Source organism: Aeromicrobium sp. SP1 (assembly GCF_055663785.1).
The window spans coordinates 578,312-590,368 of sequence record NZ_JBQVVK010000001.1 but is presented as its reverse complement, the minus strand read 5'-3'; the positions used below and the strand labels follow the sequence as shown (position 1 = coordinate 590,368).

Sequence of the window (12,057 nt, the reverse complement as noted above, 5' to 3'; positions counted from 1 at the left end):
GATGACCCGACTGTCCGGACCCGAGCGGCGAGCCCAGCTGCTGGCCGTCGCGCGCGACGAGTTCCTCCGCCTCGGCCCCGAGGGTGCCCGGATCAGCGACATCGCCGATCGCGCGGGGGTCAACGTCGCGCTGATCTACCGACATTTCGACTCCAAGGAGCAGATGTTCGAGGAGTCGATCGTCGCGCCCCTGGACGACCTGCTGCGCGATCTGCTCGCCGAGGCCTCGGATCGTGCCGGACGGGTTCCCGTCGGCGACACGCTCGTCGTCTTCTACCGCACGCTGCTCGCGATCTTCGCCGAGACGATCGAACTCTTCGGCGTGGTGCTGTTCAGCGATCGCGAGAGCGGGCACACGTTCTACCTGCGCCGCATCGCCCCGTTCATCGACACGCTCTCCAGCGCGATCCGCCGCGCTGGCGACGACTGGCCGCAACTGCACGACGCCGAGGTGACGACCCCGATGTGCGTCGGCATGTGCTGGGGCATCGCGATGGACTCGCACTTCCGCGGCACGATCCTGGACATCGACCGGGTCGCCGACACGCTCGCCGCCGTCACGGGCCACGGGCTCCTCGGCCCCGATGCCGGCTGACGGCGCGCGGACGCGCGGCACCCCACCGCGCGCACTAGCGTGACCCGCATGACCGAGACGCCGTGGCTCGACGACGACCAGGCCGAGGCGTGGCTGGCCCTCGTGTCGATCCTCGAGCTGCTGCCGGCCGCCCTGGACTCGCAGTTGACCCGCGACGCCGACCTGACGTTCTTCGAGTTCCTCGTGCTGACCCAACTGGCCGAGGTGCCCGGGCACAGCCTGCGGCTGACCGATCTGGCCGCCACGACGAACACCACGCTCCCCCGGCTCTCGCGCGTCGTCGCGAGACTGGAGAAGGACGGCCTCGTCGACCGTCGGGCCAACGAGGACGACGGCCGCTCGCGACACGCCACGCTCACCGATGCCGGCTGGGACAAGCTCGGCCAGGCGTCACCGGCGCACGTCGAACTGGTCCAGCGACTCTTCGTGGGGCAGTTGACGCGCGAGCAGCTCGACCAGGTGCGCCGGATCGGCAACCGGCTCCTGCGCGGACTCGATCCGGAGCGCCACGTGCTCGCGCAGACTCGCGCCGGCGAGGGCGGGCGCCCGGGCCTGTCCCGCGCTCCCACTCCCCTCGACTGAGCCGGTCAGGCGCGGTGTGCCTTCCAGATGCCGAGCAGGAAAAGGCTGATGGCCGAGCCGATCGCCAAGGCGGTCCACAAGGCGGCGGTACCCGAGTGCAGCTGCGAATCGGGCAGGTTCAGGATCGAGACGAGGGCGACCGCCCACGCCGAGAACGCGACGATGTAGCCCGCGAGCAGGAAGCGGCCGCCCAGGACCGTGGGCTCCCCCGGTGCCGCGGCCTCGTGGGCAGGACGGCGACGGGTCCCGGAGTGCCGATGCAGGTGGGGCAGGTGCAGACCGTGGACGATGGCCATGACGTTCTCCTTCCGCCGAACACACTATTTGATTGCATCTACAACCTTTATGGCCCCATGGTACGCCCGTCCACGAGGGGCGACAACGCGCCGAGCCTCGCGGTGTGACGTTCGCGCCAGCGGCGGCTGACCCCCGACTTGGTAGGCTGCGAACGTCTCGAGGACCGTTCCCGGCGCCAGGCCGACCGCGAACGCCGCTTTCCTGCACAGGAGTCGACGCCAGGCCGGTCGGCGCATTCCATGCGGAGGAAGCATGAGCATCTCCATCGACCGCGCTCGCATCGCCGAGCTGACCGCCCGTGAGGCCGCCCGTCTCGACGAGCGCACCGGCGCCTCGCGGGACCTCTACCAGCGCGCCGGCGTCCACCTCTCCGGCGGCGTCGCCTCGTCCTACCAGCTGCGTGACCCGTGGCCGATCTACATCGGCAAGGGCTCCGGCCCGAAGGTGTGGGACGTCGACGGCAACGAGATGTGGGACTTCCACAACGGCTTCGGCTCGATGGTCCAGGGCCACGCGCACCCGGCCATCGGCGCCGCGATCGCCCGCCGGTACCCCGACGGCACGCACTTCGGCTGTCCGACCGCGGACGACGTGTTCGTCGCCGACGAGCTGGCCCGCCGCTGGGGCCTGCCGAAGTGGCGCTACACGAACTCCGGCTCGGAGGCGACGATGGACGCCATCCGCATCGCGCGTGCCGTCACGGGGCGCGACACCGTCATGAAGATCTTCGGCTCGTACCACGGCCACCACGACACCGTCATGGTCTCGATCGGCGTCGAGTACGACCAGATCGGCGACCGCGAGAACCTCGCCTCGCTCGCGTACGGGGCGGGCATCCCGCAGTCGGTCGTCGACATGACCGTCGCCGTCCCGTTCAACGATGCCGGTGCGATGGAGCGCCGCATCGAGCGCCTCGACGCCGAGGGCCGCAAGCCCGCGTGCGTCATCATGGAGGCCGCCATGATGAACCTCGGCGTCGTGCTGCCCGAGGACGGCTACCTGCAGGCGGTCCGTGACATCACGACCAAGCACGGCATCGTGCTGATCTTCGACGAGGTCAAGACGGGCCTGTGCATCGCGCCGGGCGGCGCCACCGAGAAGTTCGGCGTGACCCCCGACATGGTCACCCTCGCCAAGGCGCTCGGCGGCGGCCTGCCCTCCGGCGCGATCGGCGGCACCGAGGAGGTCATGGCGGTCGTCGCGGACGGGTCGGTCTACCAGGTCGGCACGTACAACGGGAACCCGCTGACGATGGTCGCCGCCCGTGCCTCGCTCGAGGAGGTCCTGACCCCCGACGCCTACGCGCACCTGGACCGGCTCAACGACCGCATCGTCACCGGCTGCCAGGCGATCGTCGACAAGTTCGACCTGCCCGGCTACGCCGTCGGCATCGGGTCGAAGGGCTGCGTCACCTTCTCCACGACGAAGGTCGTCGACTACGAGACGTTCAAGGAGAACCAGGACGCCGAGCTGGCGGACCTCGCGTGGCTGTTCAACCTCAACCGGGGCATCTTCATGACGCCCGGGCGCGAGGAGGAGTGGACGCTCTCGGTCACCCACACCGACGAGGCGATCGACGCCTACATCGCCGTCTTCGAGGAGCTCGCGGCCGACCTCACGTCCTGATCGGACCGTCCTCGACGGGGCCGGCCGGCCTCGCGGTCTAGGAGTACGCGGCCAGCCAGACCGCGACGATGCCCAGGACGATCAGCACGACGTTGAGCCACAGATCCTTCGTCTCGCCGCGCCTCAGGTGGAACGCGAGCGCGAAGATCTGCAGCATCGTCAGGCCGATCGCCGCCGAGATCGCGAGGCCCGGCAGGATCCCGGTCACGCGCGGCACGACCAGGCCGATCGCGCCGAGCACCTCGACGATCCCGATCGCCCGCACGAGCTCCATGGGCACCTCGTCGACCCACCGCATCAACGGACGCAGCTTCTCGCGGGTCTGCAGGACCTTCATGGCGCCCGACCACAGGTAGAACGCGGCCAGCAGCGAGGCGAGGACCCAGTACGCGACGGTCATGGACCCATCATGGCCGAGCCCGCCGCCGCGCCACCGCCTCTCGGCGGTGACGCGCCGGGGCGGTCAGCGCCGTCCGGAGCTGAACTCGGCTGCGCTCCGCGGACCGCGGGACGAGCCGTTCGCGGGGCGACGCCGACGGCGGTTGCCGTTCGAGCCTCCGCCGGAGTTGCCGCCGGTGCTCTGCTTCGCCGAACCGCCGCGCGAGCCGGAGTTGCCGCCCTGCTTGGCCGATCCACCGCGTGAGCCGGAGTTGCGCGAGCCGCCACCCTGCTGCTGGACGGGCTGCACCGGCACGAGGGCGCCGGGCAGCGACCGCTCGCCGGGGGCGAGCTCGACGAGGATCGGGTGGGTGTCACCGGCGATCTTGGTGACCGTCGGGCGGACGCCGGCCGCCTTCGTGAGCGCGTTGACCTCACGGGCCTGATCGCGCGTGGCCAGCGTGACGACCGTTCCGGCGCTGCCGGCGCGGGCCGTGCGACCGGAGCGGTGCAGGTACGCCTTGTGCTCGGTGGGCGGGTCGGCGTGCACGACGAGGGTCACGTCGTCGACGTGGATGCCGCGCGCCGCGATGTCGGTCGCGACGAGCGCCATCGCCTTGCCCGAACCGAACGCCTCGAGGTTGCGCTGACGCGCGTTCTGGGCGAGGTTGCCGTGCAGTTCGACCGCCGGCACGCCGCGGCTGTTGAGCTGGCGCGCGAGCGCCTTGGCGCCGTGCTTCGTGCGGGTGAACACGACCGTGCGGCCCGGCGCGCTGGTCAGGTCGACCAGCAGCGGCAGCCGGTGCTCGCGCTCGATGTGCAGCACGTGGTGCTCCATGTCGGCGACGGGCGACTGAGCCGAGTCGGCCTCGTGGGTGACGGCGTCGTGCAGGAACTGCTTCACGAGCGTGTTGACGCCGCGGTCGAGCGTCGCCGAGAACAGCAGGCGCTGACCGTTGGACGGCGTCTGGCTGAGCAGGCGGCGCACGCCCGGCAGGAATCCCAGGTCGGCCATGTGGTCGGCCTCATCGAGCACGGTGATTTCGACGTCGGAGAGGGAGCAGTGACCCTGGTTGATCAGGTCCTCGAGACGGCCGGGGCACGCCACGAGGATGTCGACGCCGCGACGCAGCGCCTCGACCTGCGGGTTCTGGCCCACGCCGCCGAAGATCGTGCGCGTCGTCAGGCCGGCGGCCTTCGCGAGCGGCGCGATCGACTCGTCGATCTGGGTGGCCAGCTCGCGAGTGGGCGCGAGGATCAGCGCGCGCGGGGCGCGGGGGCGGGGCTTGCGGCCGCCCGAGAGGCGTGCCGCGACGGGCAGGCCGAAGGCGTAGGTCTTGCCCGAGCCGGTGCGACCACGGCCGAGCACGTCACGGCCGGCGAGCGCATCGGGGAGCGTCGCGGCCTGGATGGGGGTCGGGGTCTCGATGCCGCGGGCAGCGAGGACGTCGACGAGGCGTGCGGGCACGCCGAGAGTTGCGAAGGAGGACAAGCGAATACCGAATCTGTGCGAATTTCCCACCGGAACGGAAGTCACGAAGGTCTCGGACCACCGACGCACGGAGCAGAGTGTCAAGCTACGACGCGCGGACAACCCGCGGCGGGACAGCAACGAGTTGTGCCTTCATCCTATCGTGCCCGGCGGGTACCAAGCGTGCGACGTTCGACACGTCGGCGCGGCGGCCCGGCCGTCAGGCGACGGTGCCCTGCTCCACCCGCACCGCAAGGACGGGCCGATATCGGTCGTAGAGGCCCACGATGAGCGTCAGCAGCAGCAGGAAGAAGGCGCCCGCAGTCAGGAAGAACGCGTCGTCCGTCCGCACCAGTCGGCTCGCCACCCACACGAGCACGAGGTTGACGCAGAACGCGATGACGAACGTGACGACGACCGAGTCCACGCCCCCACCGCGGCGGGCGGCGCCCAGGCCGATGAACGCGTTGACCACGATCAGCACGGCGACGCTGACGGCGATCTGCACCGGGGACGCCGTCACGCTCGGGATGATGTTCGCCATGATCACGCTCAGCAGGGCGACGATCGCGATCTTCTCCACGAGCCAGCCGTCGAAGATCCTGCCGCGCGCGACGCGAGCCGCCGCACGCTCGCGGGCCTCGTCGATCTCCGGCGGCAACGGCGCGGCGACGACCTGCCACCCGTGGTCGGGCGGGTCGAGCCGGGGACGGACCACGAACCAGAAGACCGCGGCGAGCACCGCGAGCGCCACGAGCATCGCTGGCAGGAACCACGGCACGTCGCGAATCGTGTCGGTCAGGTCGAGCTGGGCGACGTGGATCCACGTCTCCTGCGGGATCTTGACGAAGATCCAGATCGCCGCCGCGGCCACGACCCAGAACCGCATCGTGCGCCGCGCCGGATCCCAGCGCAGCCGCACGAGCTCGTAGAAGATGAAGAAGTACTCGAACGTGTTCGGGAAGATCAGCAGCAGCCAGCGGTCGTCGCCTCCGGCCAGTTCGAAAATCGTCGTGCCGACCATGCGGTAGAAGAACAGGAACCGCGCGACGACGAACGCCGGATGGCTCGTCCAGTTCCGCATCGTCGCGACGTACGCGAGCGACAGGTAGTAGACGTCGAGCGCCTTGTCGTAGCTCTGGTAGTTGCTCAGGTCGAGGTCGGTGAAGGTCTGGAAGACCGTCTGGTCGACGCCGTCCAGCAGCAGGCACGCGACGATCCCCGGCAGCGGGTACTTGAAGATCACCAGCGGCAGCAGCAAGCGTGCCGCCACCACCACCCAGAAGACCGTCAGATCGAGTCCGTCACCGCTCACGCGCCACCTCCGCGGGTGAGCCTAACGTCATCAGAGCACCGCGGGATCGAGGTCCAGCACCGTGCGGTCGAGCGAGCCCAGCAGGTCGAGCATCGGCCCGGTCTTCGGCAGCTCGAACGCGAAGAAGTAGCGCGCGGCGGCACGCTTGCCGTCGAAGAAGTCGCCCTCGCGGTCGCCGACGGCCAGCAGCTGCTCGAGCCAGATCCAGGCGACCACGACATGGCCCGCGGCCTCGAGGTAGGCCGACGAGTTGGCGAGCGCGACGGCCGGGTCGCCGCCGGACCACAGCGTCGCGGTCACCTCGACGAGACGCTCGACCCGCTCGTCGAGCTGCGCGGCGTACTCCTGCGCCACGCCCCCGGCCTCGGCCGCGCGACCGGTCGTCTCGCGGATCGCGCCGACGAGCGTCGCCAGACCGGCTCCCCCGCCGGCGACGACCTTGCGGCCGAGCAGGTCGAGGCTCTGGATGCCGTGGGTGCCCTCGTGGATCGGGTTGAGCCGGTTGTCGCGGTAGAACTGCTCGACCGCGTAGTCGCGCGTGTAGCCGTAGCCGCCGTGCACCTGGATCGCGAGGTCATTCGCCGCGAGGCACCACTGCGACGGCCAGGACTTCGCGATCGGGGTGAGCACCTCGATGAGGTCGTGCGCGTGGCGGCGGGCTTCCTCGTCGGGGGCCGTCACCTGCTCGTCGACGAGTCGCGCGCAGTACAGCAGCAGCGCGAGACCGCCCTCGACGTACGACTTCTGCGCGAGCAGCATGCGGCGCACGTCGGCGTGCTCGGTCAGCGGCACCATCGGCGCGGCCGGGTCCTTGGCCGTGGCGAGCCGGCCCTGCGTGCGCTGCTTCGCGTACTCGAGCGCGTGCAGGTAGCCCGTGTAGCCGAGGGCGACCGCGCCCATGCCGACGGAGATCCGCGCCTCATTCATCATGTGGAACATCTGGGCCAGGCCGCGGCCCTCCTCGCCGACCAGGTACCCGACGGCACCGGGCGCGCCGCCGGGGCTCGCGAGGCCCTCGCCGAAGTTCAGCAGCGTGTTCGTCGTGCCGCGCCAGCCCATCTTGTGGTTGAGGCCGACGAGCGCGACGTCGTTGCGCTCGCCGAGCGTGCCGTCCTCCTCGACGAGGAACTTGGGGACGATGAACAGCGAGATGCCCTTGACGCCGGCCGGTCCCCCGGCGACCTTCGCGAGCACGAGGTGGACGATGTTCTCGGTCAGCTCGTGGTCACCGCCGGAGATCCACATCTTCGTGCCGAACAGCCGATACGTCCCGTCGGGCTGGGGCTCTGCCCGGGTCGTGATGTCGCCGAGCGACGAACCGGCCTGCGGCTCGGAGAGGCACATCGTGCCGTACCAGCGGCCGTCGACGACCGGCTGCGCGAACCGCTCGATCTGCTCGGGCGAGCCGTGCGTGACCAGCAGGTTGGCGTTGCCGAGGGCGAGGAACGGATACGACGCCGCCGCGGCGCTGGCGGCCTGGAACCACGCGAACGCGGCCTGGGCGACCGTGAACGGCAGCTGCATCCCGCCGAGTTCGGCGTCGAACGTGCCGGCCGGCATCCCGGAGTCGGTGTAGACGGCGAGGGCCTCGGCCAGCTCGGGGGGCAGGACGACCTTCCCGTCCTCGCCCACGACCGGTTCCTGTGTGTCGAGAAGTCGGTTGATCGGCGCGAACCGCTCCGTCGCGATCGTCTGCGCGAGGTCGATGACCGCGTCGAACGTCTCGCGGGAGTGATCGGCGTACCGTGCGCGGTCGAGCAGGGACTCGACCTTCAGCCAGTCGAACAGCAGGAAGTCGACGTCGCGGCGGGACAGGACGGTGGACATGTGCGCACCTCTCGGAACTAAGCGCTTGCTTAATGAACTGTAGGGCCCACGGCGCTCGACGTCGATGCGCGCCAGCAATGACTCACGTCAAGCTGAAGAAATTTGGCCTGTGGACAGCGCCATAGTGTCAGTCCAAATCGGCTAGAATGAGAACATCAGTTCGTACTTCTGGCGTGAGGGTTCGGGGGAATCGTGAGTCAGTTGCTGGCGCAGATCGGGTCGGGGCCGCAGGCTCTGGATGCGGCGCTGGCCTGCGACCTAGACGAGTTGTCTGCGGACGAACTGGTGCAGCTCACGCGGATCACGACGGACATCGTCCGCAAGGCCGAGGCGTTGCGGCTGAAGGCCTTGACGGTGGCGGATCGCAAGAACGCCCACCGGGCCACGGACGCGACGTCGTTGACGGCACTGGTCGCGCGGGAAGCCGGGGTGTCGACGCGAGAGGCGGCATCGCAGGTCCGGTTGGCGAATCGGCTCGAAACCGCGCCACGGGTCAAGGAAGCCCTCGCCAAGCCGGGCATGTCTCCGGCCAAGGCGCGCATCGTGACGTCCGCACTCGACGACCTGCCGGCGGACCTGAGCGCCGACCAGCGCGATCGAGTTGAAGCAGACCTGACGACGGCCGCCCCGGCGATGTCGGTGGAGCAGTTGGGTCGCAAGGCCGCCCGCGCAGTCGAGGTGGTCGATCGGGAACGCGCGGATCGGACCGAGAACGCCCGCCTGGAACGCGCGGAGCATGCGCAACGCCAGTTGAGTGAGTTCTGGATCGGTCAGGCCGACGAGACCACCGGGTTGGTGCCATTCGGCGGCAAGACCGACCCGGTCAGTGCGGACATGCTGCGGGCGGTGATCGAGTCCAAGACCAACCCCCGCCGCCGCGCCATCACCGAACGCCACCAGGACAATCCGGTGGTTGAGCCTGTCGAAACCACACGCCTGACCCCGTCGCAGAAGGCCGGCGAGGCGTTCACCGAGATCATCCGGCACCTGCCGCGCGACTGCTACGGCAACCACGGCGGCGTCGCCGCGACCCTGGTGGTCACCGTCGACGAAACGACGCTGCGCGGTGCCACGGACCGGGCCGGGGTCACCGAGTACGGCACTCGCATCTCCGCAGGCCAACTCCGCAAGCTCGCCTGCGACGCCGGAATCCTGCCCGTCGTCATGAACGGCCAGAGCCACGTCCTCGACGAAGGCCGCACCAAACGGCACCACACCGCAGCCCAACGCGTCGCCCTCGCGCAACGTGACCTCGGTTGCGCGTTCCCCGGCTGCGACCGACCACCTGGATGGTGCGAGGCCCACCACGCGATCCCCTGGAGCCAAGGCGGGCCCACCAACACCGACACCGGCGTCCTGCTCTGCGGACACCACCACCGGTTCGTGCACGACGCCGACATACCGATCCGATTCGCGACACAAGACGCGATGCCCGAGTTCCTCCTGAAGGGCAACTGGCAACGCAACCAGCGTTACCGACCCCTCGCCGCCTGAGCGCTCAGTCGAGCGGCGGGGCGAGCGAGCGGACCTCGCCGCGCAGGTGCGCCATCTGGTCGTCGAGGTCGGAGGCCGTACCCGCGATCGTGCGCAGGACCTCGGTCAGGTCGTCGGGCACCTGGCCGTCGTACTTGTAGTAGATCTGGTGCTCGACGCTGGCCCAGAAGTCCATCGCGATCGTGCGGATCTGCACCTCAACGGGAATCTGCACCGTGCGGTCCGACAGGTAGACCGGGACCGCGACGATGAGGTGCAGGCTGCGGTAGCCGTTCGGCTTGGGATTCGCGATGTAGTCCTTCTCCGCGAGCACCGTCAGGTCGAGTTGCTGGGTGAGCATCCGGGCGAACCGGTACGTGTCCTCGACGAAGGCGCACGTCACGCGAATGCCCGCGATGTCGTGGATGCGCTCGCGGATCACGTCGAGGTCGCGGGGGCAGCCCGTCCGCTCGATCTTCTCGGCGAGGCTCTCGAGCGACTTCAGGCGCGCCTTCACGTGTTCGATCGGGCTGTACTCGTGGACCAGCTCGAACTCCTCGCGCAGGATGCTGATCTTCGTCTCGACCTCGTCGAGCCCGAACTTGTACTCCATCAGGAAGGTCGAGAGCCGCGCCTGGACGTCGCGCAGCACCTCACGCGCCTCGCGCTGCTCCGCGCCGGGCCCGGCGAAGTCCCGGAAGACGTGGATGAGCGAGGTGTCCGAGTCGGTGTGCTGCGACATGCGGCCATTGTCCCGAGCGCCGAAAAACCTCGCCCTCATCCATCCCATCGTGTGACTTGTGTGACTGGTGTTATTGGTGTGATTGGTGTGGCAACTCGGAGTGACGGAATGAGGAAGACCACGTCCAAATTCCCTGCCCTGCCGCCCCAGACTGGCTTAGTCTCGCGACGTGAGCGTCACCTTCGACCGGCTGACCGGGGTCCCCGTGGGCGATCTGCGCGCCGACTCGGCCGGCTTCACGCCGTGGCTCGGCGAGCACGCCGACGTGCTCGGCCACGTCCTCGGGACCGACGTGCGACTCCGCCCGATCGCCGCCGACGCCCTCGTCGGCACGACCACCGCGTCGGACCGACCGGTCGTGGTCGGCACCGCGTTCGAGGACTCGACCGACGGGCACGTCGGCCGACTGCTGGCCCTGGCCGCCGAGCACGACGCCGCGACGATCGTGTGGATCGGACCGCGACTCGATCCCCGCCACCGCGCCACGCTCGACTGGGTCAACTCGCGCGCCGGCCAGGACAGCCGCGCCTTCGGCATCGAGGTCGCCTTCGTCCGCATCGGCGCCTCCCCGCCGGCACCGTGGTTGACCCTCGTGACCGGTCCGGCAGCGACCACCGACGCCGGACACGACGCCGCACCCGACGTCGCCGCCGACCCGACCCCCGACCCGCTCGCCTACGCCGAGTTCTGGGAGGTGTGCCGCGAGCGCATCAGCGTCGAGCACCCCCGCTGGACACGCACGCGCACGGCGCCGAGCGATGCCGTGTTCACGACCTCGACCGGGCTGCCGGGTCTCTCCCTGCAGATGGTCGCCGAGCCGAAGGGACCCCAGCTGCGGCTGCTCCTCGACGGCCCGGACCCCATCCTCAACGCCATGCGGTTCCGGCGGCTCGCCGACTCCCGCGGCGTGTTCGAGACCGCCGTCGACGCGCCGCTGCAGTGGCGCTCCCCCGACGCCGACCCCGGCGACCTCACATGCGTCGCCACCCGCACCGAGCACCTGATCGACCTGCGCGACCCGCGCACGTGGCCGGCCATGGTCACGTGGCTGATCGAGCGCCAGCGCGAGTTCCGCGCCGTCCTGGAGCAGACCGGACCCGCCGTCCTCAGCTACGCCACTCCTTGAAGCCGACGACGATGAGCCGCATCTGACGGCGCGCTCCCTCGCGGATCCTCTCTTCGAGGTCGGGTCGGCCGTCGGGCATCTCGACGACCTCCTCGGCATTGGCGACCATGTTGCGCACGAACAGCCGCGACACCATCTGGACGTCGTCGGTGCTCCAGTTCTCGATGTTGGGCAACCGGGCCAGCACGACGGCCAGCTCCGAGACGAAGAGGTCGAGCTCGTGGCCGATCGCACGGCGGACGACCTCCGATCCGCCGATGCGCTCGCGGGCCACGAACCCGAAGTCGGCCTTGTTCTGCTTGACCGCCTCCACGAGGATCTCGGCGGCCGCGTCGATGATGTGGATGAACACCTCGGGATCGCGCTGGGCGTCGCGGATCATGACACGCAGCGTCGTGAAGCAGCGCTCGACGAGCGCCAGGCCCAAGGCGTCCATCGACTCGAAGTGCCGGTAGAACGCCGCGGGCACGACGCCGGCCCGCTTCGCGACCTGGCGCAGGCTCGTCTGGGCGAACCCCTGCTCCTGGCTGAGCTCGAGCGCGGCGTCGAGCAGGGCGTGACGAGTGCGCTCCTTCTGCTGCTGGCGCGCACTGACGGACTCGGTCACGGGTGTCAGCCTAGGGGC

At 69.8% G+C, this 12,057-nt stretch carries 12 protein-coding genes; 5 read left to right on the top strand and 7 right to left on the bottom strand.

Features of this window, described 5'->3' with window-relative positions:
* The first annotated feature begins 1 nt into the window (after position 1).
* Both ACT26F_RS02890 and ACT26F_RS02885 read left to right on the top strand, forming a co-directional pair.
* The gene (locus ACT26F_RS02890) at positions 2 to 595 is read left to right on the top strand and encodes a TetR/AcrR family transcriptional regulator (protein ID WP_471668976.1); all 594 of its coding nucleotides are present in this window, start codon (positions 2 to 4) and stop codon (positions 593 to 595) included.
* A gap of 48 nt (positions 596 to 643) precedes the next feature.
* Positions 644 to 1,177, top strand: a complete 534-nt coding sequence (locus ACT26F_RS02885) for a MarR family winged helix-turn-helix transcriptional regulator (protein ID WP_471668975.1) — start codon at positions 644 to 646, stop codon at positions 1,175 to 1,177.
* Positions 1,178 to 1,182: 5 nt separating this feature from the next.
* Here ACT26F_RS02885 and ACT26F_RS02880 read toward each other — a convergent pair whose 3' ends face one another.
* Positions 1,183 to 1,473 (bottom strand): hypothetical protein, encoded by a 291-nt coding sequence (locus tag ACT26F_RS02880; protein WP_471668974.1) that lies wholly within the window; start codon positions 1,471 to 1,473, stop codon positions 1,183 to 1,185.
* 253 nt (positions 1,474 to 1,726) lie between these two features.
* Between ACT26F_RS02880 and ACT26F_RS02875 the strand changes: the two genes are divergently transcribed.
* Positions 1,727 to 3,100 carry an aspartate aminotransferase family protein gene (locus ACT26F_RS02875; protein ID WP_471668973.1) on the top strand — a complete coding sequence of 458 codons (1,374 nt, stop codon included), beginning with the start codon at positions 1,727 to 1,729 and terminating at the stop codon, positions 3,098 to 3,100.
* 37 nt (positions 3,101 to 3,137) lie between these two features.
* Here the strand turns inward: ACT26F_RS02875 and ACT26F_RS02870 are convergent, their stop codons facing one another.
* The 4 genes from ACT26F_RS02870 to ACT26F_RS02855 all read right to left on the bottom strand — a co-directional run bounded on the left by ACT26F_RS02870 (position 3,138) and on the right by ACT26F_RS02855 (position 8,091).
* Positions 3,138 to 3,500 carry a DoxX family protein gene (locus ACT26F_RS02870; RefSeq protein WP_471668972.1) on the bottom strand — a complete coding sequence of 121 codons (363 nt, stop codon included), beginning with the start codon at positions 3,498 to 3,500 and terminating at the stop codon, positions 3,138 to 3,140.
* Positions 3,501 to 3,563: 63 nt separating this feature from the next.
* The gene (locus ACT26F_RS02865) at positions 3,564 to 4,946 is read right to left on the bottom strand and encodes a DEAD/DEAH box helicase (protein ID WP_471668971.1); all 1,383 of its coding nucleotides are present in this window, start codon (positions 4,944 to 4,946) and stop codon (positions 3,564 to 3,566) included.
* A 223-nt stretch (positions 4,947 to 5,169) separates the two neighbouring features.
* Positions 5,170 to 6,264 carry a hypothetical protein gene (locus ACT26F_RS02860; RefSeq protein ID WP_471668970.1) on the bottom strand — a complete coding sequence of 365 codons (1,095 nt, stop codon included), beginning with the start codon at positions 6,262 to 6,264 and terminating at the stop codon, positions 5,170 to 5,172.
* Between the two features lie 30 nt (positions 6,265 to 6,294).
* Positions 6,295 to 8,091, bottom strand: a complete 1,797-nt coding sequence (locus ACT26F_RS02855; RefSeq protein ID WP_471668969.1) for an acyl-CoA dehydrogenase — start codon at positions 8,089 to 8,091, stop codon at positions 6,295 to 6,297.
* A 192-nt stretch (positions 8,092 to 8,283) separates the two neighbouring features.
* Between ACT26F_RS02855 and ACT26F_RS02850 the strand changes: the two genes are divergently transcribed.
* Complete coding sequence (locus tag ACT26F_RS02850; RefSeq protein WP_471668968.1) at positions 8,284 to 9,585, top strand: HNH endonuclease signature motif containing protein; 1,302 nt, start codon at positions 8,284 to 8,286, stop codon at positions 9,583 to 9,585.
* 4 nt (positions 9,586 to 9,589) lie between these two features.
* On the opposite strand, the gene ACT26F_RS02845 is transcribed toward ACT26F_RS02850, so the two are convergent.
* The gene (locus ACT26F_RS02845) at positions 9,590 to 10,306 is read right to left on the bottom strand and encodes a GTP pyrophosphokinase (protein ID WP_471668967.1); all 717 of its coding nucleotides are present in this window, start codon (positions 10,304 to 10,306) and stop codon (positions 9,590 to 9,592) included.
* Positions 10,307 to 10,475: 169 nt separating this feature from the next.
* Here ACT26F_RS02845 and ACT26F_RS02840 point away from each other — a divergent pair, with 169 nt between their 5' ends.
* Complete coding sequence (locus ACT26F_RS02840) at positions 10,476 to 11,432, top strand: DUF4268 domain-containing protein (protein WP_471668966.1); 957 nt, start codon at positions 10,476 to 10,478, stop codon at positions 11,430 to 11,432.
* Here ACT26F_RS02840 and ACT26F_RS02835 read toward each other — a convergent pair.
* Complete coding sequence (locus ACT26F_RS02835; protein ID WP_471668965.1) at positions 11,413 to 12,039, bottom strand: TetR family transcriptional regulator; 627 nt, start codon at positions 12,037 to 12,039, stop codon at positions 11,413 to 11,415. The genes ACT26F_RS02840 and ACT26F_RS02835 overlap by 20 nt on opposite strands.
* Positions 12,040 to 12,057: the final 18 nt, after the last annotated feature.

Coding starts and splice junctions, on each gene's coding strand:
- ACT26F_RS02855 (WP_471668969.1), bottom strand. CDS start 8,091: ATGTCCACCGTCCTGTCCCGCCGCGACGTCGACTTCCTGCTGTTCGAC.
- ACT26F_RS02845 (WP_471668967.1), bottom strand. CDS start 10,306: ATGTCGCAGCACACCGACTCGGACACCTCGCTCATCCACGTCTTCCGG.
- ACT26F_RS02885 (WP_471668975.1), top strand. CDS start 644: ATGACCGAGACGCCGTGGCTCGACGACGACCAGGCCGAGGCGTGGCTG.
- ACT26F_RS02880 (WP_471668974.1), bottom strand. CDS start 1,473: ATGGCCATCGTCCACGGTCTGCACCTGCCCCACCTGCATCGGCACTCC.
- ACT26F_RS02870 (WP_471668972.1), bottom strand. CDS start 3,500: ATGACCGTCGCGTACTGGGTCCTCGCCTCGCTGCTGGCCGCGTTCTAC.
- ACT26F_RS02890 (WP_471668976.1), top strand. CDS start 2: ATGACCCGACTGTCCGGACCCGAGCGGCGAGCCCAGCTGCTGGCCGTC.
- ACT26F_RS02875 (WP_471668973.1), top strand. CDS start 1,727: ATGAGCATCTCCATCGACCGCGCTCGCATCGCCGAGCTGACCGCCCGT.